Genomic DNA, 2,205 nt, shown 5'->3' with positions numbered 1-2,205 from the left:
ATTCTGAGCTTCGCCGAAGCTAACCCATCCTCTTAACCTTCCAGCACCGGGCAGGCGTCAGCCCCTATACTTCATCTTACGATTTTGCAGAGACCTGTGTTTTTGATAAACAGTCGCTTGGGCCTATTCACTGCGGCTGACCGAAGTCAGCACCCCTTCTCCCGAAGTTACGGGGTCATTTTGCCGAGTTCCTTAACGAGAGTTCGCTCGCTCACCTTAGGATACTCTCCTCGACTACCTGTGTCGGTTTACGGTACGGGCAGTTGTTTTCTCACTAGAAGCTTTTCTTGGCAGTGTGACATCAGGAACTTCGCTACTATTATTTCGCTCCCCGTCACAACTTGTCCTTAAAGAGTAAAGCATTTAACTCTACTCAAGACTCATTGCTTGGACATGCACTTCCAATCGCATGCATTCCTTAGCCTACTGCGTCCCTCCATTGCTCAAACAAAAACAACTGGTACAGGAATATCAACCTGTTGTCCATCGCCTACGCCTATCGGCCTCGGCTTAGGTCCCGACTAACCCTGGGCGGACGAGCCTTCCCCAGGAAACCTTAGTCATACGGTGGACAGGATTCTCACCTGTCTTTCGCTACTCATACCGGCATTCTCACTTCTAAGCGCTCCAGCCGTCCTCACGATCGACCTTCAACGCCCTTAGAACGCTCTCCTACCACTACACCTAATGGTGTAGTCCACAGCTTCGGTAATATGTTTAGCCCCGGTACATTTTCGGCGCAGGGTCACTCGACTAGTGAGCTATTACGCACTCTTTAAATGGTGGCTGCTTCTAAGCCAACATCCTAGTTGTCTGTGCAACCCCACATCCTTTTCCACTTAACATATATTTTGGGACCTTAGCTGGTGGTCTGGGCTGTTTCCCTTTCGACTACGGATCTTATCACTCGCAGTCTGACTCCCGGATATAAATGAATGGCATTCGGAGTTTATCTGAATTCGGTAACCCGAGATGGGCCCCTAGTCCAAACAGTGCTCTACCTCCATCATTCTCAATTCCGAGGCTAGCCCTAAAGCTATTTCGGAGAGAACCAGCTATCTCCAAGTTCGTTTGGAATTTCTCCGCTACCCACACCTCATCCCCGCACTTTTCAACGTACGTGGGTTCGGTCCTCCAGTGCGTTTTACCGCACCTTCAACCTGGACATGGGTAGATCACATGGTTTCGGGTCTACGACTACATACTCATTCGCCCTATTCAGACTCGCTTTCGCTGCGGCTCCGTCTCTTCGACTTAACCTCGCATGCAATCGTAACTCGCCGGTTCATTCTACAAAAGGCACGCCATCACTCATTAACGAGCTTTGACTTGTTGTAGGCACACGGTTTCAGGATCTATTTCACTCCCCTTCCGGGGTGCTTTTCACCTTTCCCTCACGGTACTGGTTCACTATCGGTCACTAGGGAGTATTTAGCCTTGCGGGATGGTCCCCGCGGATTCCGACGGAATTTCTCGTGTTCCGCCGTACTCAGGATCCTCCTAGGTGTTGTTAGCATTTCGTCTACGGGGCTTTCACCCTCTTTAGCGGAATTTTCCAAATCCTTCAACTATACTAACAGACTACCATATTGGAGTCCTACAACCCCAACAAGCAAGCTTGTTGGTTTGGGCTCTTCCCGTTTCGCTCGCCGCTACTCAGGGAATCGAATTTTCTTTCTCTTCCTGCAGGTACTAAGATGTTTCAGTTCTCTGCGTCTACCTCTAATCAGCTATGTATTCACTGAAAAGTAATATCCTATAAAAGATATTGGGTTCCCCATTCGGAAATCTCTGGATCATAGCTTACTTACAGCTCCCCAAAGCATATCGGTGTTAGTCCCGTCCTTCATCGGCTCCTAGTGCCAAGGCATCCACCGTGCGCCCTTATTCACTTAACCTTATCAACCTTACGGTTGGGTCTTGATCACTTCTTCTAGCGATAGAAGGTTAATCAATAAATAAGCAATTGAACTTATTAAAAAACTCATTCAACGCGGTGTTCTCGGTTTGTTTTGATTCTTTTTACTTCAATATCCAGTTTTCAATGAACGAATGTTTTGAGAGTAGACCTCTCAAAACTGAACAAAGTAAAGACGAAATGTGTATTTCCGTAATATTCCTTAGAAAGGAGGTGATCCAGCCGCACCTTCCGATACGGCTACCTTGTTACGACTTCACCCCAATCATCAGATCGGAAGAGCACAC

Annotated in this window: 2 rRNA genes; both read right to left on the bottom strand. The window is 47.8% G+C overall.

Features of this window, described 5'->3' with window-relative positions:
- Positions 1-1,898: ribosomal RNA gene (locus tag ACQGS6_RS26965) — 23S ribosomal RNA — on the bottom strand; the annotation flags it as partial.
- Between the two features lie 226 nt (positions 1,899-2,124).
- Positions 2,125-2,205, bottom strand: a 16S ribosomal RNA gene (locus tag ACQGS6_RS26960); the annotation flags it as partial.

This window comes from Bacillus sp. GMs2/2 (genome assembly GCF_050172095.1).
In the GTDB taxonomy this organism is placed as follows: Bacteria; Bacillota; Bacilli; order Bacillales; family Bacillaceae_G; genus Bacillus_A; species Bacillus_A cereus.
The sequence above is the reverse complement of the archived record's forward strand: the minus strand, read 5'-3'. Positions and strand labels throughout refer to the sequence as shown.